Source organism: Pseudomonas sp. B22(2017) (assembly GCF_002113105.1).
Classification (GTDB): Bacteria; Pseudomonadota; Gammaproteobacteria; order Pseudomonadales; family Pseudomonadaceae; genus Aquipseudomonas; species Aquipseudomonas asiatica.
This window is the reverse complement of record NZ_NEJN01000001.1, coordinates 150,917-175,997: the sequence shown is the minus strand read 5'-3', so window position 1 is coordinate 175,997 and position 25,081 is coordinate 150,917. Positions and strand designations below refer to the sequence as shown.

Annotated in this window: 21 protein-coding genes and 3 pseudogenes; 9 read left to right on the top strand and 15 right to left on the bottom strand. The window is 60.9% G+C overall.

Features of this window, described 5'->3' with window-relative positions; translation table 11 throughout:
• The 6 genes from CAG18_RS00885 to CAG18_RS00860 all read right to left on the bottom strand — a co-directional run bounded on the left by CAG18_RS00885 (position 1) and on the right by CAG18_RS00860 (position 8,351).
• Positions 1–2,871: an aminotransferase class III-fold pyridoxal phosphate-dependent enzyme gene (locus tag CAG18_RS00885; protein WP_015270140.1), complete on the bottom strand. Its 2,871-nt coding sequence runs from the start codon at positions 2,869–2,871 to the stop codon at positions 1–3.
• Positions 2,872–2,914: 43 nt separating this feature from the next.
• On the bottom strand, positions 2,915–4,120 hold the full coding sequence (locus CAG18_RS00880) for a beta-ketoacyl synthase N-terminal-like domain-containing protein (RefSeq protein WP_085719846.1): 1,206 nt from the start codon (positions 4,118–4,120) through the stop codon (positions 2,915–2,917).
• The gene (locus CAG18_RS00875; protein WP_085719844.1) at positions 4,117–5,415 is read right to left on the bottom strand and encodes a beta-ketoacyl-[acyl-carrier-protein] synthase family protein; all 1,299 of its coding nucleotides are present in this window, start codon (positions 5,413–5,415) and stop codon (positions 4,117–4,119) included. Before CAG18_RS00875 ends, CAG18_RS00880 begins: the two co-directional genes overlap by 4 nt.
• A complete protein-coding gene (locus tag CAG18_RS00870) occupies positions 5,412–6,338 on the bottom strand; it encodes a beta-ketoacyl synthase (protein WP_178075688.1) in 927 nt (308 codons plus the stop codon). Before CAG18_RS00870 ends, CAG18_RS00875 begins: the two co-directional genes overlap by 4 nt.
• A gap of 157 nt (positions 6,339–6,495) precedes the next feature.
• Positions 6,496–7,770, bottom strand: coding sequence for a beta-ketoacyl-[acyl-carrier-protein] synthase family protein (locus tag CAG18_RS00865; RefSeq protein WP_085719840.1), 1,275 nt, complete (start codon positions 7,768–7,770; stop codon positions 6,496–6,498).
• Between the two features lie 11 nt (positions 7,771–7,781).
• The gene (locus tag CAG18_RS00860) at positions 7,782–8,351 is read right to left on the bottom strand and encodes an acyl carrier protein (RefSeq protein ID WP_085719838.1); all 570 of its coding nucleotides are present in this window, start codon (positions 8,349–8,351) and stop codon (positions 7,782–7,784) included.
• A 287-nt stretch (positions 8,352–8,638) separates the two neighbouring features.
• Between CAG18_RS00860 and CAG18_RS00855 the strand changes: the two are divergent.
• Positions 8,639–9,253: pseudogene (locus CAG18_RS00855) on the top strand (DUF2252 family protein); the annotation flags it as partial.
• 93 nt (positions 9,254–9,346) lie between these two features.
• On the opposite strand, the gene CAG18_RS00850 reads toward CAG18_RS00855, so the two are convergent.
• From CAG18_RS00850 to CAG18_RS00840, 3 genes are read right to left on the bottom strand one after another with little or no spacing between them, the layout of a single operon-like run.
• A complete protein-coding gene (locus tag CAG18_RS00850; RefSeq protein WP_085719836.1) occupies positions 9,347–10,261 on the bottom strand; it encodes a transporter substrate-binding domain-containing protein in 915 nt (304 codons plus the stop codon).
• Entirely contained in the window at positions 10,258–11,589 is a 1,332-nt protein-coding gene (potE, locus tag CAG18_RS00845; protein WP_039612910.1) for a putrescine-ornithine antiporter, read from the bottom strand. Before potE ends, CAG18_RS00850 begins: the two co-directional genes overlap by 4 nt.
• Before the next feature lie 39 nt (positions 11,590–11,628).
• Positions 11,629–12,213 carry a cation:proton antiporter gene (locus CAG18_RS00840; RefSeq protein WP_256573327.1) on the bottom strand — a complete coding sequence of 195 codons (585 nt, stop codon included), beginning with the start codon at positions 12,211–12,213 and terminating at the stop codon, positions 11,629–11,631.
• Between the two features lie 429 nt (positions 12,214–12,642).
• On the opposite strand from CAG18_RS00840, the gene CAG18_RS00835 reads away from it, so the two are divergent.
• A complete protein-coding gene (locus tag CAG18_RS00835) occupies positions 12,643–13,218 on the top strand; it encodes a phosphoribosyltransferase family protein (protein ID WP_085719834.1) in 576 nt (191 codons plus the stop codon).
• A gap of 1 nt (position 13,219) precedes the next feature.
• On the opposite strand, the gene CAG18_RS00830 is transcribed toward CAG18_RS00835, so the two are convergent.
• Entirely contained in the window at positions 13,220–14,110 is an 891-nt protein-coding gene (locus tag CAG18_RS00830; protein ID WP_085719832.1) for a universal stress protein, read from the bottom strand.
• A 69-nt stretch (positions 14,111–14,179) separates the two neighbouring features.
• Between CAG18_RS00830 and CAG18_RS00825 the strand changes: the two genes are divergently transcribed.
• Both CAG18_RS00825 and CAG18_RS00820 read left to right on the top strand, forming a co-directional pair.
• A complete protein-coding gene (locus tag CAG18_RS00825; protein ID WP_085720411.1) occupies positions 14,180–15,169 on the top strand; it encodes a universal stress protein in 990 nt (329 codons plus the stop codon).
• 178 nt (positions 15,170–15,347) lie between these two features.
• Positions 15,348–16,307, top strand: a complete 960-nt coding sequence (locus CAG18_RS00820; protein ID WP_085719830.1) for a ribose-phosphate pyrophosphokinase — start codon at positions 15,348–15,350, stop codon at positions 16,305–16,307.
• Positions 16,308–16,322: 15 nt separating this feature from the next.
• Here CAG18_RS00820 and CAG18_RS00815 read toward each other — a convergent pair whose 3' ends face one another.
• Together CAG18_RS00815 and CAG18_RS00810 are read right to left on the bottom strand one after the other, a co-directional pair.
• Positions 16,323–17,213 (bottom strand): universal stress protein, encoded by an 891-nt coding sequence (locus CAG18_RS00815; RefSeq protein ID WP_023662712.1) that lies wholly within the window; start codon positions 17,211–17,213, stop codon positions 16,323–16,325.
• Positions 17,214–17,341: 128 nt separating this feature from the next.
• A pseudogene (locus tag CAG18_RS00810) lies at positions 17,342–17,821 on the bottom strand (hemerythrin domain-containing protein); the annotation flags it as partial.
• A 479-nt stretch (positions 17,822–18,300) separates the two neighbouring features.
• Between CAG18_RS00810 and ftsH the strand changes: the two are divergent.
• Together ftsH and CAG18_RS00800 are read left to right on the top strand one after the other, a co-directional pair.
• Positions 18,301–20,142, top strand: a pseudogene (ftsH, locus tag CAG18_RS00805) (ATP-dependent zinc metalloprotease FtsH).
• A gap of 27 nt (positions 20,143–20,169) precedes the next feature.
• Positions 20,170–20,595, top strand: a complete 426-nt coding sequence (locus CAG18_RS00800) for a potassium channel family protein (protein WP_085719828.1) — start codon at positions 20,170–20,172, stop codon at positions 20,593–20,595.
• A gap of 140 nt (positions 20,596–20,735) precedes the next feature.
• Here CAG18_RS00800 and CAG18_RS00795 read toward each other — a convergent pair whose 3' ends face one another.
• Positions 20,736–21,290, bottom strand: coding sequence for an Hsp20/alpha crystallin family protein (locus CAG18_RS00795; protein ID WP_054572917.1), 555 nt, complete (start codon positions 21,288–21,290; stop codon positions 20,736–20,738).
• Positions 21,291–21,484: 194 nt separating this feature from the next.
• On the opposite strand from CAG18_RS00795, the gene CAG18_RS00790 reads away from it, so the two are divergent.
• Positions 21,485–22,210: a hypothetical protein gene (locus tag CAG18_RS00790; RefSeq protein ID WP_085719826.1), complete on the top strand. Its 726-nt coding sequence runs from the start codon at positions 21,485–21,487 to the stop codon at positions 22,208–22,210.
• Here the strand turns inward: CAG18_RS00790 and CAG18_RS00785 are convergent.
• Positions 22,185–22,916 (bottom strand): helix-turn-helix domain-containing protein, encoded by a 732-nt coding sequence (locus CAG18_RS00785; RefSeq protein ID WP_024086875.1) that lies wholly within the window; start codon positions 22,914–22,916, stop codon positions 22,185–22,187. The genes CAG18_RS00790 and CAG18_RS00785 overlap by 26 nt on opposite strands.
• A 234-nt stretch (positions 22,917–23,150) precedes the next feature.
• Between CAG18_RS00785 and CAG18_RS00780 the strand changes: the two genes are divergently transcribed.
• The gene (locus CAG18_RS00780; protein ID WP_085719824.1) at positions 23,151–23,609 is read left to right on the top strand and encodes a hemerythrin domain-containing protein; all 459 of its coding nucleotides are present in this window, start codon (positions 23,151–23,153) and stop codon (positions 23,607–23,609) included.
• Positions 23,610–23,666: 57 nt separating this feature from the next.
• On the top strand, positions 23,667–24,236 hold the full coding sequence (locus tag CAG18_RS00775; protein ID WP_085719822.1) for a GNAT family N-acetyltransferase: 570 nt from the start codon (positions 23,667–23,669) through the stop codon (positions 24,234–24,236).
• 183 nt (positions 24,237–24,419) lie between these two features.
• Here CAG18_RS00775 and CAG18_RS00770 read toward each other — a convergent pair whose 3' ends face one another.
• Complete coding sequence (locus CAG18_RS00770; protein WP_043935573.1) at positions 24,420–25,028, bottom strand: hypothetical protein; 609 nt, start codon at positions 25,026–25,028, stop codon at positions 24,420–24,422.
• Positions 25,029–25,081: the final 53 nt, after the last annotated feature.

The following is a 25,081-nucleotide window of genomic DNA, read 5'->3' as shown; positions in this document are numbered from 1 at the left end:
TTAAAGCGAGTTTTGAGTTTTGAATTGCGCGAGGGTGAAGCCGTGGGTCGCGGCCAGTGCGCGGACCTGCTGAACTTGCTCACGGCTGATATCGCCGTAGGAGCCGTGCTGGCTCATGCCAGACAAGCCCATCAACACCGACTCGGCCATGCACGCATACAGCTGACCTTTTTTCAGGTAGGCCCGCACGTTGGGCGCCAGGCCGTCGTCGAACGGCGTCTGGACGATGCCGCCGTGCATGTAGAGCACGTCCTCGCGTTGGCTCGGCATGTCTTGATGAACGTTCAGCGGCACGGCGATATCGCAAATCACGCTGCGCTCGGCGAAATGTTCGGCGCCGAGGAATGGCTGAGGCGCATTGGCCGCGCACAGGACAACCCGTGCGCCCTTGAGGGCGTCGAGATCGTTGGTGACCGTGATGAAAGCGTTCGCGCCAAGGCGCTCATCCACCAGACGGGCGATGTGCAAACCGAGGTCGGCTTTTTGTCCATGTGAGCGCAACAAGTCACAAAAACCATCAAGGCTCAGCAGTCGCTGCGCCAACCGGTCGTTTTCGGCTGTGCCCTTGAGGATCGAACGGGCCGCGTCGGCGTAAATCAGTTGGGCAGTTTTCTCCAGGCGCCGAACCGAGCCGTCACGACCGCTGCCAATCAGAATCAGGTGATCGACGGTGGCGGACAGCACCGAGGCATAGGTCGAGGCAACGTTACCGGCGGCACCAACAACGGCAGCGGTTTGCTCGCGCAGTGCCAGGCCTTGCTGAACACAGCCTTGCTCGATGGCTTCGAGCCCCATGCCGATGGTCAGGGCATTGCCGGACGTCAGCGCCATGTCGGCAATCTTCAGCGCCTGACAATTGTTGGTGACGATCGAGGTGTACATCCCGAGACCGGCGATGCTGCAGCCGTCGGCGCGGGCATCGGTGACACGCCTGCCGACTTCTTCGCGAATGCTGTCCAGGTCACCGCTGAGGATGTACTCGGCCATGGCATCCGAATCCATGCACAGCGGGTACAACGTGAACTCCACCGCCATGCCGAGGCGCGACCGAATGATCACCGGGCCGACTGGCGCAGCGCGGCGTTCAGGCTTGGTGCGGTTGATGAACGTGCGTTTCTGTTCCGGGCTCAGGGCTGCCAGCGAGGGATCGACGTCACCGAGGATATCGGCATCGATCAGGTGGTTGATGAACGCTACCCGAGCGACGACTTCGACCTTGGCATCGATGTTTTCAACGGGCTCGGCCATCCGAAAATCGTCCTGACGGGCTGGCACAGCGGGAATCGAGTCCGCGCAGATACCCGCCGCCAACGGCAACGCATCGCCACGGCGCAGCATGTCACAGACCCGTTGCAAGGCACCGATCAGCCCGTCGATTTCGCCCAGGGTGATACAGGCTGGAGGCTCCAGGCGAATCACGTTGGAGTTGCTGCCCGACGGTGCTACCCGCAACGCTTCGAATTGCAACAGGTAGCCGGCGATCAAGTAACCCAAGGCATCGTTGTACTGGGCCGACGCCTGTACCAGCGAGCTGCTGACACTCAGGTCGTGCAATTCCAAACCCACCAGCAAGCCGCGCCCGCGCACATCGGCGATCACATCCGGATAGGCCATCTTCAGTTCATTGAGCGAGGCTTTGAGGTAGGCGCCCTTGGTGCGTATGTCTTTGAGCATCGCGTCGTCATTGGCGAACAACCGGCGCAATGCCGACAGCGCGATATGGCAGGACGGATCGTCCTCGGCGAAGGTCGAGCTATGGATGTAGCTGAACTCGCCTTCGTAGTGGCTGCTGCGGATCACCGTCGCGGCGATTTTCATCAAGCCGCCGCCGAGGGCCTTGGACAGGCAGTAATAGTCGCCTTGCAGGTTGAACTGGCTGCTGGCAAGAAACGTCCCGGCGCGACCAAAACCTGACTGCACTTCATCGATCACCAGCGGGCACTGTTGCTCGTTACACAGCTTGCGCAGCCCCAGGTAGAACTCGGCCGCGAACTCGTTGATACCGCCTTCGCCCTGAATCGGCTCCATCAACACGGCGGTAATCGCGCTGAACGGCAGTTTCAGCACGTTCAGGTGTTCGCCGTCCCATTGCAGGCTCAGCCAATGGTGCGTGTGCCGGGCCGGCAATTCCTGCAACTGATGGGGCTGCTGGGGGTCGATGAACTCGACGTTCAGACCAAAACGGGCAAACGGCGCGCGGTACTGACGGCCATAGGTCAGTTGCACGGTATTGACCAATTTGCCGTGGAAGCTGCCGCGCAGGGCGATGAATACCGGTTCGATGTGCAACTGCGCCAGGTTGTGTTGGCGAACGGCTTCAACCACCTGACGCAAGGTCACGCTGTTCAGAGTGGCTGGCAGGACACCTGCAGGCAGGTCGAGGTCGGCCACATCCAGCTCGCGATAAGCGCGTTCGCTGGCGGTCAGGCTGGCCAGGGTGAAATCGATGTCGTCGAACTGCTTTTGCAGGCTCTTCTGGCGACGGAACTCCGCGTGCTTGACGGCAATTTCCACCGCCTCCGCGCCACTGTTGGAGAAAGTCGAAATGTAACGTTCGGTGTTCTTCAGTTCGCGATTGAAGGCGTCGCTGAGCTCTCGCCCCAATTGCCCGGCCGCACCGCGGATCGACATTTGTGCGTTGAACGGCACGTCACTGCGCAGCAGCGCACAGAGCTGATCGACAAACTGTGGGTCGTTGTGGCCGAACAGTGCCGCACCGTAACCGCCGAGAAAGTCGGTGACCGTGACCATGTCGCCCTTGGGGTTGCGGTAGAACAACTGGCTACCGAGGGCGCGCTGAAACTCACACTCCAGGCCCAGTGCCTGGAGCAGGCCGACGAATTTGGGCCGAACGAAATCGCGATAATCCATGACTGTCATATCCCTGAAAGTAAAAAATAGGCGGTAGTCAGCGTCAGTCTTGAGTGACCTTTGCGCTGTAGAGCACTTGATAGGCGGCGCTGAATCCGTTGTCGTCGCGGTTCAGCACCAGGCAATGCTCAAGGCTCGCGGCGTGGGGCGCGCCCTGAATAAACGGCAGGTTTGCCACTGGCTGCTGCAAACCGGCAATCGGCGGCACGCTTTGGGCCTGCAATGCGCAACGCGCAAGCATCAGATCCACCAGGCTCGGCGCTGCGCTGAGAATGCCGTTTATCGCCAACCCGCTGGTGATGTGCGAAGCGCGCGCAAGGGCCAGCGTCTGGCACAACACGCGGTCTTTGTGCGCATCGCCGGTGCCGCTGCACACCAATAGATCGGTTGGGCTGTCGGGCAGGCTCAAGCGACCGAGGGTGGCATGGGCCGTCATGTCGGCGAGGCACGCCTGAGGGCCGGCCGGCAGGTCTTCGCGCCGGCGCAGCACCAATGCTGCCGCGCCCTCCCCGGCAATGCCACCGGTGCCCCGAAGGTCAAACGGCAGCAGAGTGTTCGAGCCGTTGGCGCTGATGACCCCCGCCTGGACCAACCCGGACAGCGCCAGGGCATCCAGTTCGCTGCCCGCACCGACAACGATTGCCGCGTCGATTCGGCCATCCTGCAAAGCGGCCGTAGCCTCACGCAAGGCTGCCAGGTTGCCGGCGACACCTTGCATATAGGCGTTGCACTCACCCACCAGTCTCAGCGCCAGGCTGGTGACACCCAGCAAGCAGTTGCTCAAGCCTTTGAGCACCAGAAAAGGGTCCTGGGCACGGTCTTGCAGGATCCGTTTGGCGAACGCCGCCATGTCGGCGACGCCGTCCTGCCGACAGCCGAGCAACAACTCGGCATAGGATTCCAGAGACGGATGGGTGTAGCCGCCCTGACAGCAATACAAACCGAAACGGACATCCGGCTGCTCATCGGCCAGGCCTGCTTCTTCCAACGCCTGACGTACCGCGCTGACACCCCAGATCACTGCCGGCGTGCAGTAACGCTGAAGGTTTTGCGCAAGGTCTTGTCGGCTGCGTTGGTGGTCCTGATCCTGAATTTGCCCGAACGCCACCACGCGTTCGCTGCTGAACCTTCGGGCGTTCAGCGCCGTAATTGCACTGCGCCCCTCGTTCGCAGCTGCCCAGAAAGATTCGACACCCCAGCCGCTGGGCAACACGCAACCCGCACCGGCAATCGCGACCGCCTGTTTCATCGCGGCGCCTCCCGGTACTTGCCCAGCGCCAGTGAAGTGTTGAGGCCGCCGAAACCGAAGGAGTTGCTCAGGGCAACGTCGACCTTGCGCTTGACCGCTTGATGGGCGCAGTAGTCGAGGTCGCATTGTTCATCGGCATCATGCAGGTTCAGGGTCGGCGTGACCCGATCATCCCGGCAGGCCAGGGCCGTGAGCATGAACTCCGGTGCTCCGGCGGCCGCAATCAGGTGGCCGAACTGGGATTTGTTGGCCGTCACCAGCAACCGCCGATAATGTTCGCGCTCGGCGAACAGGGTCTTGATCGCCAGGGTTTCGGCGGCATCGTTGAGGGGTGTCGACGTACCGTGGGCATTGATCAGATCGACCTGTTGCGGCTTCAGCCCGGCATCTGTCAGGGCCGCCTGCATCGCCAGCACCGCTCCCCGGCCCTGCGGGTCGGGTGCGGTGATTTTGTAGGCATCCAGGCTGCTGCCGAAACCCAGCACTTCGGCGTACGGCGTTGCCCCTCGGGCGAGCGCCCGTTCGAGGGTTTCGAGCACGACAAAACCACCGCCTTCACCCGCAATCAAGCCACTGCGATGGCGGTCGAACGGCCGACACAGTTCGGTGCCCCAACGCTGCTCGCTGCTGGCGGCGCCGAGCAGATACAACGCGGTCATGGTGTCCAGGCTCAGCACCGAATCGGCGCCCCCGGCAATGGCCAGCTCGACCTCGCCGCGACGGATCATCTGGAATGCATTGCCGATGGCCTGGGATGCTCCCGCGCAGGCGCTGCTGATATTGATCACCGGGCCTTCACTGCCGATACCATCGGCAATCACCCGCGCAAGGCGGTCGTTGCTCTGACACAGTGAACTGTCAGGATCGACCTGCGCCTGTCGCGCCATCAATTGAGCCCAGGACGGTGCCTGCGCCGGGTCATCCGCCAGGCTGAGCAGCATGTCCTGCAAACGATGAGCAGGTGCGCCGGACGCTGACAATACCGCCGCGCCACGCAACTGTTCGGGGCTCAGGCCACTGTCGGAAATGGCTTGGGTGGCCGCGACCCAACCAAAACGGGTGCGTTTTTCCAGCGACAACCCCCAGGCCGGATGGTCTTTCAAGTGTGCCGGCATCAAGCCCATATCCACGGGTGCTGCGTAACGCACAGGGAACGCACCCGCCTCGACGCCTTCCGGTTGCCATGGCCGAATGCAATGCTCGCCGGCCAACATTTTTTGCCACATGGACTGCCACTCGAAACCGAAGCCGGTGACGGCGCCCATGCCCGTGATCACGATCCGTCTGGGGCTCATGGGTAACTCTCCATTGTCTCTGTGTCCGACGACGTTCTGGCCAGCAGCACCGCGCCCCAATGCCCACCTCGGCTATGTTCGAGCAACAGCGTGTAACGGCTGCAATCCAGTGCCCAGGTCACAGCGATTTCGCTGAGCAAGGCGCTGGCGCCCAAGTCACCTACCAACGCCCTGGAGTGTTCGAGGGTGTGCCCCGATAGGGTGAACAACGCGGCAATCTGCGGGTCCTGTGCATCAGCGACGACTTGCCCGACATCACTGAGACACAGTTTTTCGTTGCTCAAAGCACGCTCGATGACGTCGCGACCAACAGCCAGCCCACGCTCGGGTTGCGCGCTGTAACCACGGGCAAACCCGGCAATGCGCAACGCAGATTGAGCACCGCGGCCCGGCTTGGTCGTCAGCAACAGTGCCGCAGCACCTTCGCCGAAAACCCACGGGCCGGGGTTCACAGGTGGGTGTGTAGCGTCACGCAGGTACAACGCCGGGGTGATGTTCGGGCTGCTACTGACGACGACGGCAGCATCGGCACGGCCTTCGCTCAGATGGGCGGCGGCCTCCATCAAAGCATCCAGTCCTGCATTGCCCTGGGAGCAAAAACCGCCCATGGGGCCCTTGCAATGCAAGGCCTCAGCCGCGTGGGCCATAACGCTGCTGTTGAGCATCATCAGCGCATGCAGCGGCGGTGTGTGGGCAAAGAATTGCGCCAACAGATCCGCCGGTTGTGCGCCAATGGCCTGCACTGCATCCCAGCACGAACTGGGGCCATCCACTTCCGGAATGGCAGCGGTCAATGCGATCCGCTCATCGGGCAGTTCCAGCCCACGCAAGGCCTCGGCGAGACGGCCGGCGCAATACAGCAGGCGGGCGCCCTGAGGCTCGAGGCTGCGGGACAATTTGCGGTCGTACACACCAGCCGGCAAGGCGGGCGCTGCAACACAACGGGCCAGGCGTGCCGGGTCGAAATCCAGCGGTTGCGCGGCCTGAGGTTGACTGTCACGAGGCGCACATTCAGTACCGGCGGCGTTGAGTACCGACGCTGCAGTGATATAAACAGCAGTTGAATTGGATCTGGTCATGTCATGCCCTGCCCAGCACCAACGAACTGTTCACGCCACCAAACCCGAAGGAGTTTGAGAGCACGACATTGATCGGTTGCTGCAACGGTTCGCAAAGGAATTTCAACTCCGGAAATTCGGATTTTTCCGGCTGAAAATTGAGGGTCGGCAAAGCCACGCCCGACTGAATGCTCATCAACGACAGCACCGCCTCAATGGCACCACTGCCGGCCAACGAATGCCCTACGGCAGATTTGTTGGCGGTGAACGTCATCTGCTCCAGGGTTTCGCCGAACACCTGCGCCATGCCCAGGGCCTCGCAACGGTCATTGGCCTGTGTCGACGTACCGTGAACATTCACATGGTCCACAGCCGCACTGGGCAGTTCGGCATCGGCCAGGGCCGCGGTCATGCAGGCGGCGTACTTGCTGCCATCGCGGCTGCTGGAGGTGATTTTCTCTGCCTCGCACAGATTCGCGTAACCCAGCACCCGGCCCAGCGAGCGGGCCTGACGACGCTCGGCATGCTCGCGGGATTCCAGCACCAACAGCGCCGCCCCTTCACTCAGCACAAAACCGCAGCGGTCTGGCATGAACGGCCGGCTCTGTTCTTGTGGGGAAAAGTCCACTCGCTGGCAGAGTGCGCCCAGCCCATCAAAGCTGTAGTAGGACAATTCATGGGCCATCAACTCCACCGCGCCACACAACGCCAGGTCGATCTCGCCACGGGCGATCGCTCGATAGGCGCTGCCGATGGCCATGGTGCCAGCGGCACAGGCATCGGAATGTGTGGAGATATGGTCACGTACACCCAGCCATTCGGCGAGATGGCGGGTTTGCTGATCAACCCGCCGAGCGAACGCCCCACCGCTGAGGGTGTGGTTATCCAGGTACTGGTCAAGATCGACCCGCCCCTGATCGTCCATGTAACGGCTGGCGTCCCGCAAATCACCGCTCATGCAGTATTTATTGGCCCCGACGAAAATACCGCTGGCGACCCGGGCAAATGCGCCGTCGGCCAACCCGGCATGGGCCAACGCCTGACGGGCCACGTAATGCGCCAGCCATTCCTGGCGGGAGGTGGTCTGCAGATCACCCGGAAAGGCCGCAGCGATCACCTGCCATTGTTGCTCATCGATAAACCCGGCCGCCGGGTTCGCAAAGCCCAGTTCGACAAACGCCGGGTGCTGGCGAATGCAGGAACGGTTTTCGCTGATCGTCGTGAACAGCGAGGCTGCATCCAGTGCCGTGGGAGCCACCAGGCCATAGCCGGTGACCAGAACCTCTCGGGCCTGCATCAAGGCAACCCCTACACCGAAGCCTTCAACTGGGTGGCTGCGTACTGCTCAACCAACAGACGCGAGATCGAGTCACCGTCCAGAGGGGTCAGACGAGCACTGCAACCGCCACACACCACTTGTTTGCGTTCATTGAGTTGGGCATGCACCGCGCCACACTCAGGGCAGGTCTCGGGGAGGTAGTTGAAAACGTTATGGCATTGCTGCGCCCAGTTACGCACGGTGGTGGCCGAGAAGACATCGCCCGGCTGCATGCCCGCGTGCAACTGGCCCGGCACATAAGCGCTGAGGCTCTGTTCCAGCAAGGCCACGCCGTCCTGCGTGATTCGGCCTTTTTCGACAAACCGGGTGGCGTCGCCGAACACCGCTACCGCGTGATCCAGCACGCTGGTTTTCGGCAAGGTGCAACCGTACTGACGGCCCAGCTGGAAGCTCAGGTCGACGATATCCAGCGAGTCGGCGCCGAGGTCGTCAACGATACTGCTGTGCTCTGCCACGTCGGCCCGGTCCAACACCAGCAACTGCGCAAGAATCTCCTGTGTACTGCTGATAACGCTGTCCAATTCCAAGGGATTGTTCATTGATTGTTTCCCTACAAAAGCCGCATTGAATGAATAAATTCATCGGGCCAAAAAATGCTGTTTTCAGGCCAGATATATCGAGGGCCGGGAGTCTAAAGTCTCCCCCTAAGGGGAGAGTCAACGTGCCATCATCGCTTTTTGCGAGAAATCCCGACGCGCCCTGGAACCTTTGATTTATGCAGTTCAATGGTGCTTGGAGAGGGATCGTAAAATGACAAAATCGATTACTTGAAACAGCACGATAGTTCCAAAAGTGGGATATAACCGTGCCCGCAAGCACCAGAGGCATCATGCGCAACGACCTGCTGTTTGCGGTATTCGTCGCTATCGTCATCAACCTGGCGATCTGGATCGTCGGCGCGGAAATCCTGCAGCCCAACGGCATCGAGGTGAAAACGCTCGGCGACCCGGGCAAGGCGTTAGAACTGTTCTTCGGCCCGATCGGCTGGTACATCTTCTTCGTAGGCGTATTCGCCACTTTGTTCGCCAGCATGAAATACCGCAAAGCGCGGCAAGAGTTGATAGCCAGGGCCAGGACGCGCATTGGGGACTACCTGTATCCCCAGATCAGTGATGAAGTGGGCGGTAGGCGGCGCTTGGTCGACCAGCCGCCAATCCTGTTCCATATCCATGAAGCCGGTTTTGCCAAGCGCGTGAAGCTGGCTCTTGAGGATTACCGCAGCTCATTGCTACCCGAGCGCAGATTTCTCTACGACCGTTATCGCCTCGAGGACTTTGCAGTAAAAGCCGTAGGCATCGGCAGCGTGGGCACGTTCTGCTTCGTTGGCTTGTTCTTTTCGGCTGAAAACCATCCGCTGCTGCTGCAATTCAAGGAAGCCTGCCCATCAGTGCTGGCGCCCTATGCCGGCAAGAGCGAATTTGCCAATCAAGGTCAGCGCATGGCTCCAAGTCCGAGTTTCTGTTCATCCTTGTGCTCTTGTCCCTTGCGAAACCGGCGTCGCGCCGGAAACACCAGTCATCACCATCCCCGCCAACTAGTCCGGCAGCGGATACAGGCTTTGCAGCAAGAGGTCCTGTGCGGACTGTGGACCTAGGTAGCGAACGAACAGCGCCTCACCTTGCGGCCCCGAAAGGGCCTGACTCAAGGCGGTATCCACCAACAAGCGAAAATCTGCATCTCCCCTTGGCATCGACAACGCCACCCGGCTCATGACGAACAGGTGATCCGGAACCCACAGCTGGTCGCGTTCGGCTTGCCGGGCCTGGTGGGCCAGCAGGACCACCCTGTCTCCGAGGAATGCGTCGACCTTGCGGTCGGCCACCCGTTGCACCCCCTCCTCGTACGTCGACACTTCCTCGAGCGTGGATTGCAAGCCAAGCTGGCGAATCCGCTCATGGGCCCAGCGGCTGCTCAAGGTGCCACGCAATACGGCGAAACTGTGCTTGCTCAGCCCTGCATTGATCGTCGCGCGCCAGCGCGGGCCGGTATTGTCCGTGCTACCGCTGAGGGGGCTGAGCAAGCTGGCAGGTGCATCGCGCCTGACCAAAGCCGCGAGGCCGGAGGTAAACACCGGAATGGAAAAATCCAACGTGCCTCGTCTGGTTTTGGTTTCCACAATAGGTGTACACAGCAGGTCGACCTGCCCGTTGCCCACGGCCCGAACAGCCTCTGGCTCTGCCAGTGAGTGCCAGCGCACCTGCAAGCCAGCGAGCCCTGGCAATTCCCGAATACGTGCGACGACTGCTTGGCAAAGGTCGATGGAATACCCCTCCGGAGCCTGATCGCTGCCTGATGAGAAGGGTGCGAACCCCTCCATGAATCCGAGGTTCAGCACCTGCTCCTGGCGTAACCGGCCCAACGTGTCGGCAGCGGCGACGGTGCTGTCCGCTGACGCGCACGACAGCAAACTGACAAGAAACCAACCGGTCACTTTCGATCCGCGCTTCATGGCGCACCTCCGATCATGTCCAGCGCCTTGACGAAACGTTTGGCAATGAAGCCGAACAGCAGGTAACCCAGCGCCATGATCAGTGCCGCACCGAATACGGCTTCCAGGCCCGAGGCGTACAGTGCGTAGAAGCAATAGCAAACCGCGACCACCATGATTGCGCTGTTACGGCGAAAAATGGCTGCCTGTACCTGGGCCTTGTACATGATCACCAACAGCCCGGTCAGCGAGGTGATGTAGGGGATGATGTTGGTCACGGCAGCCAGGTTCACCAGTTTGCTGAACTGGGCGCTGGCATTGGGCGAGAGCGTCGACAGGGCAATGAGGCTCTGCAGCACCGCGCAGGTCAGCATGCCCGCCAGTGGCACGCCACGGGCCGTGGTGCGTGTAAACAGCGTTGGGAAAAGCCCCTGCCCGGCGGTGACCCTGGCGGTTTCAGCCAAGGTGAACTGCCAGCCAAGCAACGAACCGACGCAAGCGATCACCGCCAATGCCATGATCACGTTGCCGACGGAGTCGTTGAACATCTGTGCATAGACCATGGCGAAGGGCGCGCTGGCGTTGGCAAGCTCCGGATTCGGCACGATGCCCTGGATGACACTGGTCGAGAGGATATAGATCACCGCCGCGCCAAGGGTGCCGAGCAAGCATGCCAGAGGCACATTGCGCTTCGGATTTTCCACCGCGTCGGAGTTCTGCGCAGCTGATTCCATACCCAGAAACGCCCACAAGGTCAGTGGAATGCTGTTGGTTATGGCCTGAGCCACCGGCATTTGACCTGGGTTCCAGGCGTCCTGGAAGGTTGCGAGGCTGAACCAGTACCAGCCGATCAAGCTCAAGCCGGCAACCGGGACGATGACACCCCACACGCTGACCGCGCCAATACGACCGGTAACCTCGGCGCCACCCAGGTTGGACAAGGTGGTAAACCAGATCAACGTCACCGCTCCTGCCAGTAGCGGCCCGCCGCCACTGCCAAGCCAGGGTATGAAAGGCGTGAGGTAGCCCACGGCGGAAATGGCGATGGCCACGTTGCCAATCATCAGTGACAGAAAGTAAAGGTAGGAGCACAGAAAGAAAGCAGACTTGCCATGGGCTTGTTCACTGTAGGCAGACATGCCACCCGATTGCGTGCAGTAGATGCCGCATTGCGCGAAACAGTAGGCGATAGCCATCGAGCCTATGGCCGTGATCACCCAGGACAACAGCGAGACAGCGCCGATCTGCGCCATGCTCGCCGGCAGCATGATGATGCCGGACCCCATCATGTTCACCGTGACCAGTGTCGTCAGTCCGACCAGGCCCATTTTCTTTGCTTTTTCACGCATGGCGGCAACCTCCGCGAAAGCCTGTCGAAGAACCGATCGTCACTTTCCAACGCTGCGTCCCAACCGACGGGCCCCAGGTGCAGCGCTTATGCCGTGCAATACCTCGCTGAGCACGACGCAAGCGATAGTCGTGGCGATGATCGTGCTGCCCTCTTGCAACCGTGCATCGAGTACCAGCACAGCGAAAACGATAGACGCTAGACCACGCGGCCCGAACCAGCCAATGAACAGACGGCTATCGGCAGTCAGTTCGCTCCCGGCAAGGCTGACCCAGACAGGCACCATACGCACCAGCGACAGGCTCAGCAGCGCGTAGAACCATACCGAGGGCGACAGGATTTGCGAGGCCTTGGGCGCAGCGTAGGCACCGAACACCACCCAGGTCAGCAGCGAAAGCGCTTCACCGCAGGATTCGCCGGTCTTGAGCAGCAGTTGCGTTTCCCGATTGAACAGGTACCCCGTAAGCAATCCTGCGCAGAATGCCGCGATGAAACCGCTTCCGCCCATTGCCTGGGCACTGGCGAAACTCAGCAACGCCAGGGCGGGCATTACCAGTTGTTGCCATGACTCCACCTGCAGGCAGCGGCGCTGCGAAAGACGCAACAACCCTCCCACCATCAGCATCGGTGGGGGCCAGGATTGTCGACAACAGGGCCATTTCCAGCCAGGGCATGCGTGGAAACATCAGCCACGCAGCTAGCCAACCGGCGACCAGGGACAGCGGCAAGCCGATCGCCAGCAGGCGCAGCGGCAGGCTCCGGTTGCGGCGTAACTGAGCACATGACAACCCACCGTGATCGACACGACTGTATACAAACGCTACCACTGCGTCCGTGGCGCGGCGATCCCAAAGGCGGCAGAAGTTATCTAAGGTCAACAGTTGAAGTCATTAACCTGCAAGACCGCTGCGCATCGGGCGGTGCCAGCCCCAATGCCCTCGACATCGACCGCAAGCATCGTCATGGAACTGACCTGTGCTTGGCTTTTATCAAGTCCAATTGGCGGTGGCAGCGTAATTTGCCAATGAACATTGCCCGGCTACGGACAAGAATCATGAACCGCCCCGCTCCCTCACGCGTTCGCCTGTATGACGAACAAGATCTCGATAGCGTGCTGCGTACAATGGCGTATCAGGCCCTGGCGCTGATGCCTGCGCAGCCCCTGGTACTGGTGGGAATTCAACGCCGAGGTGAGCCTTTGGCGCGGCGCCTGCAACTGCACTTGCAGCAACTGACCGGAACTGCCGCGCCACTGCCGCTCTACCCGATCAAGGTCAAGCGCTACGCCGACGACCTCAGCCTCCTGCATGCCCATACGCAGCTCACCGAGAACCCTGAGCTGGCCAACCTGAATCTGGCCGAAACCACCTTGCTGGTGGTCGATGACGTGCTGTACGAAGGGCACTCCCTGCTGCGCACCTGCGCTTACCTGGCTGAGATTGGGGCGCGACGGGTACTCAGCGCGGTGCTCGTTGACCGTCACGCCTGCCGCCAACCCGTGCATGCACACATCGTGGGCATACACCTGCAAGTCGCCGAGCAGGACATCGTCGAATGTCATGTGCCGCCTTTCGAAGCGGATTTCAGCGTGGAAGTGATTCGCCACGGCCGAGCCGGCGACACCGCCTGAATCAATCGGCTGACGGGGGCCTGACTGTCAGAACGCTGCACGGGGCATGATTGACGAGCCGTTCGGTAGTATCGCCGATCAGCTTGGCCCAACGTCTGGGCTGCACCACGCCGACCACCACCACATCGACCTTCAGCGTGGGGACGAGAGACTGAATGACGCACAGCGGCGCACCTTCGATAAAGTAGCGCTGCGCATAGGGAATGCCATGGATATCGGCCAGTTCATCGAATGGTAGCTGGAGTGACTCGCGCACTTGCTCCGCCCATGGCGCTGCCATGTCGGGATTGGCCAGCATGGCCAACGGCAGATCGTAAACCGACAGCAGATGGACCTGGCCGTTGCATGGGCTCGCCAGTTGCCGGCCTGCCTCCACCAGTGCGTGGTTCAGCGCTTGCTGCGCAAGGTCCGCCTTGGCCACATCCACGGCCACCAGTATGTTCGCGGGCATGGCCCTGGCCTCGGCAGGCACGAGCAGCAATGGCACCTTACTGGTATGCAGCAACACATGGTCAACCGAGGATTTGTCGTTCAGGCCAGGTACCGGACTGGCGGGGAGCCCCTTGATCACCAAGTCAGGCGCAAAGCGTGCAATACATGCCGGTACGAGGTCACGCGCCATGGAGCTTTCCAGCGCTTCGAAGGTGGTGTGCAACCCTGCGGGCGCCTGCTCGTCGAGCAATGCCTTGAGCCCGGCACTGAAGTGCGCGAACGCGGCTGAAGGTTGTGAAGCTTGCTGCCCTGGCTCGGGCAGGCCAGGCTCAGTGGTGGTGTGGATGCCCAGTACGTGCAACAAGGCACCTGACGCTCGAGCCAATGCCATGGCCCGATGCATCGCGGCATGGGCCTGGACCTTGGTCATGACCAGAAGAATCCGGCGGTACGGGCTCATCAGCCACCTCCTGGCGCGAATATGGGGTGCCGCACCGCTGTCATTATCGAAGCTGCCGCTCAGCCAATCTTGATAAATATCAAGGCCATCAAGCCCCAGTGCGTCACCCTTGGCCTGTACCGGTGGGCCTTCATCGAGGCTGCCATCGCCGTGGAGGCCATCATGAACGCTTACTCGCGACTGCTACTGATCTGCCATCCAGACCTGCACCCCTCGCCTGCCTTGACGCGTGCTCAGGCGCTGGCCAGTACGGCAGGCGCCACCTTGCACCTGGTGGTGCTCAGTCAACTGCCCTCACGCCTGGCCACCCTGGACCAGGTGCTGCGCAGTAATGCCCGCAAGCAGGACGCCGAGCACCGCAAGGCTTGGCTCGCCGACCAGGTGAAGGCGCTGGGCGAACTGGGCATTACCGCCTACGCCGAGACACTGGACGATGAAGACCCGCTCAAGGACTTGATCCGGCTGGCCCAACTGCACCGGGTGGAGATGGTAATCAAGGACATCAGGCACGAAACCGCCTTGAGCCGTGCCCTGCTCACCCCCTTGGACTGGCAACTGCTGCGCGGTTGCCCGATCCCGATGCATCTGGTGGCCCAGGCTGAAACCAAGCTGCCAGCGCGCATCCTTGTCGCCGTGGATCTTGTCGAGCACGACCCGGTGATCGACAGGCTCAACGACCACATCCTGCAATCGGCACAGGCACTGGCACAGCGATGCAAGGCGCAACTGCACCTGCTGCAGGCCTATGAACCCAGCACCAGCTTCGTTGCCTATGCCGCCGCACCCGTGGCCTGGACTGACAGGCTGGTAGAGGAAATATCTGGTCGCGCGCGCGAGCGCATGGCGACGTTCGGCGGCCGCTACGGCATCAAGCCAGATAATCTGCACCTGGTGCGAGGCGCTGCCCGTAACGTGGTCAGCGACTACGCGAACAAGCATGGCTTCGATGTGGTGGTGATGGGTACGCTCTACCACGAGGGGGTGAGCAAGGTCGTTGGCAGTACTACAGAGCAAACCCTGTACAAGGTTCACTCCAGCATTCTGGCGATCCACGGTTGAACCATCACCTGCCTGGTTTCACCTTCTCCACTCTCCGTGCAGGGTATAGGTGCGCAGACCTTGGCATGCTCTGACACTGCCCAGTGTCCGCCTGCTGGCTATGCTCGACTTGATAAACGTCAAACCCCACAGTCCAACTCAGCTTATGTTGCTATGTACGACCAATGGAGCGCAGGGCATGAATGACACACCGCCGTTACTGTTCGCCCTGCGAGGCAGCCAGGCCTATGGGAATGCCGTGGCGCAACGCCTGGGCTGGACACTGTCAGCACATGAAGAGCGTGACTACGAGGATGGAGAACACAAATGCTGGCCTGGCGAATCGGTCGACGGTCGATCGGTCATCGTCTTTCACTCGCTCTATGGCGACGCGCACCAAAGCGCACACGACAAGCTGTGCCGGTTGCTGTTCTTCTGTGGTGCGCTCAAGGACGCCGGTGCCAGCCAGGTGACAGCAGTCACGCCTTACCTGTGTTATGGCCGCAAGGACCGCAAGGTGGAGTTTCAGGATGCGACCATCACCCGCCATGTGGCTTGCCTGATGGAAAGCATCGGTGTCGACCGCGTGGTGGCGCTGGACGTACACAACCCCAGCGCCTTCGACAACGCCTACCGAATCCCGAGCTGGAACCTGCAATGCACCGAGCTGTTCGCCCAACACCTGGCCCCGCTGCTCGGTGAGCAGACAGTCACGGTCGTGTCGCCGGATATTGGCGGCATCAAACGCGCCGAGCAGTTTCGCCAGGTTCTGGCGGACCTGCTCGGGCGCCCGGTATCTGTGGCCATGATGGAAAAGCACCGCCAGCAGGCGGGCCTGAGCGGCGAACACCTGGTGGGTGACGTGGCAAGTAGCACTGTCATCGTGTTCGACGACCTGATCAGCACGGGGCAGACGCTGCTGCGCGCAGCCCAGGCCTGCCGGCAGGCCGGAGCCAGCCGCATGCTGGCCGCTGCCACCCATGGCCTGTTCACCACTGGTGGCGAGCTATTCGACAGCGGGGTATTCGAACGGGTACTGGTGGCCGACAGCATCGCGCCCTTTCGCCTGCCCGTGCGATGCCTGCAGCAGCTGGATATCGTCGATACCAGCGCCCTGGTCGCCGAGTTGCTTGCCAACCGCCGGGGCTGGGGCGCATGAACCCCAGGCATGGCCCTACACCGCCAGGATATTGCAGGGTATCTGGTACAACACATGCTCCGTGGTGCTGCCGAACAGTCGGTCCAGCCCACGGGCAAGCGGCCTGCCCATGACGATCACGTCCACCGGGTGGGTCTCGACATATTCACTCAGCACCGCGACCGGGCGGCCCAGCAGGAAGTGCCTGCGTTCGGCCGGCGCACCGTAGCGGTCGGCCAGCGCCTTGAAATCGTCCTCCAGGGCATGGCGCAAGGACTCGCCGACGTCGCCAATGGCCCAGGCGCCATATCCCATGTCGCCCATGTAGGCCATGGTCAGGTCACAGGCGAACAGCAGGTCCAGTTGCGCGCCGGTCTGCAAGGCCAGCGCATTGGCCTGCTGGACGATGCTGTTATTGCGCGCCTGGCCCTCGGGCGATTGATCGGCCACGTCCACCGCCGCGACGATCTGGCGAGGCAAGGCCGGTCTGGCGGCGCCCAACAGGTAGACCGGGATCGGGCAATGGCGCAGCAACTGCCAGTCCAACGGGGTAAAGAAGGCCCGCTTGAGCACCGGCTCGTGCTCGACCTGCTTGAGCAGTACATCCGGCTGCATCTCCAGGGCATGTTCGAGAATATCCGCCTGCAGATCGCTGCTCCAGGCGACTTCCGTCGTCACTTGCACACCCGAGGCTCGTAGCACCTTGGCCTGGGCCTCGAGCTGGTCTTGCTGGGATTGCAGGTAAGCCTGCCGCTCGCTCCGAGGGTCACCTGTCTCCAGGAACCTGAGCTTGTCCAGCGACTCCAGCAAACCCACTATGTGCAGGCTTGCCGAACTTGACCTGGCCAGGGCGGCAGCCTGTTCCAAGGCACAGGACTGGCACAGTGCCGGGCGCAGGATCAGCAACAGGCGTTGATAGTGGCTCATGGTAGCCTCCAATGATCGGGATCGGGGGTTGCATCAAAGGTACTGGCTTTTCCGGGATATCGGTCATGGTTGCCTCGGGGGGAGTTGAACGCTTGATTTTTATCAACCCTGTCAGGCGCTGAATGCTCTCAGCGGTGATCCAAATACCGGTAAAGGGCTTCTTCCTGGTCGAAATGCAACTTGGCCAAGGTGTCCAGGCGTATCAGCTGGTGCTGGATGTCATCACGGCTCGGGCTCGCTGCCGCCCGGTTGAAATCCTGGCTCATGCAGGAAAGAAGATGGATGAGGCGGAAGATTTCCCGGTGGGTATGGCTCATCGCCGAGAGCGGATCTTCGCCCTGCATGAAGCGGCTCAGCAGCGGATACAAACGACGCTCGTCATCGCGCTCGTGGCGCTCCAGAAGGTCATGCAGGCCGGTGACCAGTTTGCCCAGGTCGTCCCGCGCCTGCTCGATGGGGCGTTTGGCGAAATCGCAGGCCATCTGGCTCAGCTCCGTCAGCAACCCGTCGAGTTGCCGATGCTCATCCTGCAACCGATCCAGGTCCTCGACGGCAAGCCCGCTGCGTCGCCCGGCCGTCAAGGGGCCCAGCGCACGCAAGGCGTTGACGTAGCCGCGTTGTTCTCGGCCGACTCCAGGCGCGCGTCGTATTCTTCAGCGTGCCAAGGGGTACAGCCCGAAGCCGATGCCAGCAGCAGACTGGACAATCCGGCAAGCAGATAGCGTTGCATGTTGGTGCCCTCGCGCATGCCCAAGACACCCTCAGTATCGGCATCGCCACTCAGCGCAGCCTGACATTTATCAATCTCGCCCAGCGTGCGATAGCGCGCCGGTTTTGACCTTTGTCAATCACGTAATACCGCTGGGGGGTAAAAACATGGGCTGAGAACATCTCAGCCCACCTTTCCAACGGATAGCGAAGACCACCCGAACGACCTTGATTTGCGCGACACCGTCAACGGTGGGCTGGAAGCCAAGGTGCATTTGCTTCGCGAACGGAAATTGGTCGAGCGCGCTGCCTGGACGTGAGCAAGGTCGAAGACTACTTGTTGATCGCCTGACCCGGCTGCCCACCACGAGATATGGTCATGAACAAAGATCAGCCCTGGAAGCTGTACTTGCTGGCGATCGGGCTTTCCGTGCTCGCCGCCATTCAGTTCGGCCTATTCGACCGTGCGGCCGTGCAGACCATCTCCTATAGCCAGTTCCTGCAATTGCTGGAGCAGCAAAAGGTCAGCGACCTTCGGGTCGAACACGACCGTATCCTGGGCAAGCTGCAGGAACCCATCGCAGGCCGCTCGATGTTCTCCACGGTGCGGATCGACCCGCAACTGAGCGAGCAACTGGGCCGCACGGGCGTGACCTTCACCGGAGTAGCCGAGGACAGCAACCTGGCTGCCATGGTGGGTTGGCTCATGCCGCTGATAATGATGCTGGCACTGTAGTTCTTCCTGTTTCGTGGGGTAACCGATAAACAAGGCCTGGGCGGTCTGATGGGTGTGGGGAAGTCGCGCGCCCGGGTCTACGTCGAGCGTGACATCAAGGTCACCTTCGCCGATGTGGCGGGCATAGACGACGTCAAGGGCGAACTCACCGAAGTGGTGTCCTTCCTCAAGAACCAGGCGTTCTATGCCCGTCTGGGGGCGCATGTGCCCAAGGGCACATTGCTGGTCGGCCCGCCGGGCACCGGCAAGACCCTGGTGGCCAAGGCGATCGCCGGCGAAGCGGCGGTACCCTTTTTCTCGATCTCCGGGTCCGAGTTCGTCGAGATGTTCGTCGGCGTGGGCGCGGCGCGCGTGCGCGACCTGTTCGACCAGGCCCGACGCGCCGCGCCCTGCATCATTTTCATCGACGAACTGGACGCCCTGGGCAAGATGCGTGGCATCGGCAGCCTGGGTGGCAATGACGAGAAGGAACAGACGCTCAATCAACTGCTGGCCGAACTGGATGGCTTCGACCCACGCGAAGGCGTCGTGCTGCTGGCGGCGACCAACCGCCCTGAGATACTGGACCCCGCGCTGCTGCGAGCCGGACGGTTCGACCGGCAGATCCTGATCGACCGGCCTGACCGCAAGGGTCGCCTGGCGATCCTCAAGGTGCACCTGCACAAGATCGTCTACAAGAACGACCTGGACTGCGAACGCATCGCCGACATCACCCCCGGCCTGACCGGCGCCGACCTGGCCAACCTGGTGAACGAAGCCGCCATCGTCGCCACCCGACGTGCCAGCCAATGGGTCGAGCTGCAGGACTTCACCGCTGCCGTCGAGCGCCTGGTGGCAGGCGTGGAGCGCAAGGGCAACGTGCTGCGCGACGATGAACGCCAGGTCGTGGCGTACCATGAGATGGGCCACGCGCTGGCCGCAAGCAGCCTGCCGGCGATGGACCCGGTGCACAAGGTGTCGATCATCCCCAGGGCCGCTGGCTCGCTGGGGTTCACCCTGCAACGGCCGACCGATGACCGCTACCTGATCAGCGCGCAGATGCTCCGCGACCGGATCGTCGTGCTGATGGCCGGACGAGCCGCCGAAAGCCTGGTATTCGGCCAGGTGTCCACCGGGGCTGCCGACGACCTGGGACGCGCCACCGACATCGCCCGCCAGTTGATCACCCGATTCGGCATGAGCACGGAACTGGGCCAGGCAGTGCTGGAGCGCCAACAGGCCAGTTACCTGGGCGAATCGTTGTTGCGCCAGGAGCGCAAGGACTACTCAGAGCAGACCGCGCGCGAAATCGACCTGGGTATTCGAGGCCTGGTGGAAAACGCTTACGCCCGTGCCCGGACCTTGCTCGAGCAACGACGCGCCGACCTGGACACTGGGGCACGCCTGTTGTTGGCCAGGGAAACCATCACCCCGGAAGAATTCCCGGCGCTGCTGCCGGTGGCCAAGGACCCTGCCACCTATAATCTGGTCGATGCGGCCAAATGACACTCCGATCCAGTCCGAGTACCGACCATGCTCACCGTCACATTGATCAACATGCTGGTGGTGATCCTGGTGGTGATCATCCACTACGAATGCCTGCTGCGCCTGAACGACTGGCTACCGCGGTTGAAACTGTGGAACCGATTCCGGATCGTCGCAGGCGTATTCGGCGCGCTGCTGGCTCATGCGCTGGAGGTCTGGTGTTTCGCCCTGGTGTATTACCGGATGATTCACGCCGAAGGCTGGGGCACGCTCAGTGGCAACTTCGACGGCAGCTTCCTGGATTGCGTGTACTTTTCCTTCACCACCTACACCACGATAGGCTTTGGCGACATAGCGCCTAACGGCCATCTGAAGTACCTCACCGGCCTGCAAGCGTTGACAGGCCTGGTGCTGATCACCTGGACCGCGTCGTTCCTGTTCCTCGAAATGCAGAAATACTGGAAAGCCAAATAGCGCCTGTTCAGGCGTCTGGGTGTGGCGTCCAGTGCCACAAACAGACGGCTTGCGAAGGTCACCTGGGGCAGTTGGTTGGAGCACCGTTGCGCTGTAACACGAGAAGGGAGCGTCCATGCTCCTGAACGCGGCCGGGTCGCTCATTTGGTGATGGGAATCACTTTTTCAGGGTGAATCGCTTCGGCGCGTTTGGGCAAGTGCACCAGCAGCACGCCCTTGGCAAACTGGGCAGTGATCTTTTCAGCGTCGACTTCACGGGGCAACTGGAAGACCCGCTCGAAGCTGCCGTAGTGACGCTCTGAAAGGTGGTACTCCTTGCGTTTTTCGTCAACCTCTTCCTGTTTCTCGCCGCGGATCACAACGTTGCCATTGACCAGCTTGATCTCGATGTCCTTGTCGTCCACTCCAGGCAGTTCGGCGCTGATGCGAAACTCATCGGCCAGTTCGCTGATATCCATCGCCGGCATGCCATGGCTGAACAGTTCACGGCGCCAGAATGGCTCGACATCGAACGGGGTATGGCTGAACGGCATGCGCAATGGCCGGCGACCGAAATCGTCGAACAGGCTGTCGATCTGACGCCGCAACTGCTGGAATGGGCGCCACAGGTCCGATGCCTCGGTACTTGGTGGCGTAGCCTTGGCAGGTTGGGTGGTTGCGGAAGTGACAGGTACTTTCTTCGCTGTTTCGGACATGGCGACCTCCTCTAATAAGTAATGCCTCCCTGGGAGACGCCTCGATATTGCGCTGGCAGGCAAGCCCCCGTTTGACCTTTATCAATCAGGATGCGGCCACCATCCTCTGTCGGTTTGATCCTGATCAAAGTGTTGCCATCGCAGGGGCTTAGCTTATATGGAACGTGGCCCGCCCAAACCTGTTCGAGGCGCATATGGACCAGGATGACAGTGAGTGTGTCCGTTTGCTGGAAACATTGCCGGGGCCCGGCATACAGTACCTTCGCCTGATGCTGTGCAACCCGCAACGCAGCGAGGCGATGCCAGGCCAGTATTGCCAACTGACGAATCAAACCCAGCGCTGGACCTGCAACTACATCAGCATGCCTGGCGCAGCAGGTCGGTTCATTGTCGCCACCCGCAGCGTCCTGGCATTGAAGGTCGGAGATCTGCTCGAGTACTCAGGCCCTCTGGGCAGCGCATGGCCGGTGCCCTTGCAGAGTGTGCGACTGCTGGCTATCACTCACGGTGAGGGGGTTTTGGCGCTACTTTGCACACTGGATGAGGTTCGCTGTTGGCTACCTTGGGTAGAGGTGAGGCTGTTGCACGAAAGCTTTGAGCAGGAGCACCTGCCCGCTGAATGTAAGCCATGGATCTCAGCGTTTACCTCGGTGCCGCGCAACAGCAGAAGCGTTTGGAGTCAACTGACTGAACAGCTGGAGGATTTCAAGCCGGACACTGTCTACTGCTGCGCGCCATCCTTGGTGGCAAGGCATGCCGCGCGCATCTGTTGGCAAAAAGGGGTCCCGATACAGCGTATCTGGTTGCGGGCAGACCATGTGTCGCGTCCATCCTGGAATTGTCAATTTCCTCTGAATGGGCCTGTGCAACGTTATGACAGGATTCTCGAGGCCCTCAATTCGGCTCCTCCATCCGACTGAGCTTGAGCAGGCCTTGTTGATCGATGAGTCGGACTTCCCGGCCAACGCATTGCAGGAGCCCAGCCTGATTGAACCGGCTGAACAGCCGGGAGACAGTTTCCAGGGTAAGGTCCAGGTAGTTTGCGATATCTCCTCGCGACATGGGCAGATTAAGGACGTCTGCACGCAAACCTCTTTCTTGATAACGCGCCGCCATGCCCAACAGGAAAAGCGAAAGGCGCTGCTCGGCTCGCCCGTGGCAGCAGCGCAGGTGTTCGTCCTTGCCTTGAATACCCAGGCTGAGCATGTGCAACAGTTGATAGCGCAATCCGGGTATCTGCCCCGACAGATCAACCAACTGGTCCAGCCGGATCGAGCAGACCAGCGAAACGTCCAGCGCCAACGCATAGCTCCGATAATGACTTGCCCCGATAGCGTCCAGCCCCAAGATTTCGCCCGGCAGAACGAAGCCGGTGACCCGCTCGTTGCCCTCGGTATCAATCAGAAAATTCTTGATGACCCCTGAGCGCAGGGCAAACACATGCTCCATGGGCTCATCGGCCTTGAACAGATACTCGCCCCTCTTCAAAGGGCGGTTACGGCGAATGATACGCTCCAGCTTTTCCACTTCATCGACGCTTAGGCTGGCGGGCAGGCAAAGTCGGCTCAAAGAGCACGCAAGGCACTTTACCTGGGGCTTTATACCCATATCTTCAGGGCCTGACATGACGATGTCTCCGCTTTTTCTTGCGGGCTCTATAAACGCTAGCCGCTTCGCCCGAAGTTTCTGAGGCAACTGACCAAGGGTCATGGCTGTGCCCCACTAAAGCTTGATCAAGATCAAGTCAGGCCAGTGCGCTGCCCTCATGCTCGACTTAGACAGCCTTCAACCCGTGTTCCTGTCTGAAGGCCCCTGGGCCTTATAAATCTGCATTGTCTGGTAACGTGAAGAGGATGTGTCATGAATACCTTACTGAACGAACTTCACGCCTATCATCATGACATGGGCAATAAGATAAGCCAGATCAGGAAGTTGCTGAAAAAGCTAAAGCATGAACCCGATGCCACTGATGACTGTAAGCTTTTGTTCGAAATGTTGGAGGCCTTGCACAGCAATGCAGAGCGGCACCACCATGAGAATGAAGAAATCATTCGGCGAGCCTTGCTGGCCACGGAGGCGCCGATCCACCCGCGGATCCTGGATATCGAGCGAGATCACCAGGCATTTGCGCGCATTGCTGGGCAATTGAAGACATTAGCGGCTACGACAAAAGACACGAAAGTAATCGCTGACACTGTCGATGACTATATCGAAAAATATTACGACCACATGGAGTCGGAGGAAAACATATTCTTTCCAGCTGCAGACAAATGGCTTTCAAACAGTCAATGGCTGGAAATAAAACATCAATGGCATTAACTGGAGTGCAAATTCAAGCGCCCAACCGCCCCATCTCAATCACACGAGGATACTGCCATGGCTTCTGCTGATACTTCCCGTCAACATACCGCGCCCTCGTTTCCCAAGCCTGCGGGCGAACATTGGATCGAAGCCCTCGACAATGGCACCCATGTACTGATCAGGCCGCTGCAAGCCAAGGACCGGGAGCGCGAGAGGGCCTTCATCGAACGGCTGTCACCGCAGTCGCGGCATTTTCGCTTGCTGTGCCAGATCAAAGAGCCCGGTGAGGCGATGCTCGACCAGTTGATGGCGGTCGACCAGGACCGACAAGCCGCTTATGTCGCCCTCGCCCATGTGGACGGCGAGCTGCAGGAGGTGGGCATATCGCGTTATGCCGCCATTGCCGGCAAGGATGAATGCGAATGCGCCGTGACAGTACTCGACAGCTGGCAGCACCATGGCCTGGGCCGCCTGCTGCTCAAGCACCTGACCGATCATGCCCGGGCAAAGGGCCTGCGGCAGATGTACTCGATCGACTCAGCCGCCAACCTGGCGATGCGCGACCTGGCCAAGGCGGCAGGATTCACCACCACTACCGATCCGGATGATCCGGCCCAGGTCATCCATCGCCTCAACCTGACCTGAAGCGCCGCTGCGCCAGCGCCTGGGGCAGCCACCGTGCTGCCCCGCCCGCTGCAAGCCCACGACCTCCGGCCCTATCCGCACAAGGAGGTATCCATGAACAAGGAGCAAGATCATGCGACATGGAAACCTCCCGCGCCGCGACGGGCGCCTGTCGTTTCAGCTACTGGCAAGCACTACTGCCATTCAAGGCAGCGTCGCCCGGGCCTCTTCAGGCAGCAGGTCGAACTGCTCGAGGCAGCGCTGTTCATCGTCTGCCGTCAACGCCTTGTATGCGCTCACTTCCCGCATCGGCGTTTCGAACAAGGCCAGGCGTATCACCCCATTACGGTCCAGAAACGTTTGCGCCAGGCAGGTACACACCGGCTTGCCGACCAATGCCGTGAGCTTTTCATCCTCAGGGGTGTTCACCCGGGCCTGCAGGCTGTCTGTGCAATTCTCCACGATTCGGTCCACCGAGCGCCCCGCTAGCCAAACCGTGCCGCCAGCGAGCAACGCCAGGAACAGCAACATGCCCAAGAGCACGTTCGACTCCTGGGTTACCGAGCGCAGGAAGGCAAGCCGAGCCTGCCAGCCCGTGGCCTGGCCGTTGAATATGGTCTTGCCTACCGTGCGTTTCACGCCCCGCTGCACCACCCACCCCAACGCCACGCACAAGGCGAGCAAGGCCAGCAGCATAAGTGGATGTTGCATCGGCAGGCGCCAGTTCGGGTTCAACGACCGGTAGGCAGCGACCACGACGAGCAGTGCGAAGATTGCCACGATAAACCCCAGGCTACCCCGTGGCCGATGCATCCAGGCCCGGAGTTTCGCCCTTGCTTGTGTATCCATGACAGCCTCCCGGCCCA